The sequence below is a fragment of the Planomonospora corallina genome (assembly GCF_042650625.1).
Classification (GTDB): domain Bacteria; phylum Actinomycetota; class Actinomycetes; order Streptosporangiales; family Streptosporangiaceae; genus Planomonospora_B; species Planomonospora_B corallina.
On the sequence record NZ_JBHSBM010000068.1, the window covers coordinates 1 to 592 of the forward strand.

The 592-nt window shown below is 75.3% G+C and carries 1 protein-coding gene; it reads right to left on the reverse strand.

The window, feature by feature from the left end:
- Positions 1–175: 175 nt before the first annotated feature.
- Positions 176–592: hypothetical protein (locus ACFOWE_RS31665; protein ID WP_377294378.1), on the reverse strand; the 417-nt coding region annotated here is incomplete at its 5' end.

The window sequence follows — 592 nt, forward strand, 5'->3', positions numbered from 1 at the left end:
CGGACCATCCGGTCCAGCCCCGGCGGCACCAGCCGCAGGCCCGGCCGGAGCGGGGCACGCAGTCTGCCGAGCCGGAACGCCACCCCGCGCTCGTACTCCCGCAGCACCCGCACCGAGGCCACGAGCGCGAGGAAGGCGACGGTGGTCGTGATGGCCAGGGCTGTCTGCACCGGGGTCACTGAGGTCTCCTTCCGTCTGGCTCTCGGCTATGCCCGTCCGTCGGGGGTTCTGCGGAGGCGCCGAGCGGTCCGGGGCGGTTGTCTGCCGCCGTGCGTCCGCTTGCGTGCAGGGGGCTCGGTCGGCCGGGGAGGCGGTCGCTGCGGTAGCCGGTACGGTGGCGTGTCCCCCGGATCGCGGTGACGGCCCCGGCGGCCACCGCTGCGTTCAGCGGTTCCGCTCTGATGTCTGTCGGGAAGTCCACCGTCGTGCGGCGCAGGTGCGACCAGAGCGGCAGGCTGCCCGCGGCGAGCAGCGCGGCCGTCCCGGCGAGCACCGCGCGTTCGGTCACCGTACGGTCGCCCAGCGCCACGGCCAGCGGCCAGAGCACGCCGAGCAGGGCGACGGTGCAGGCGATCCCGCGGTGGAAGCGCTC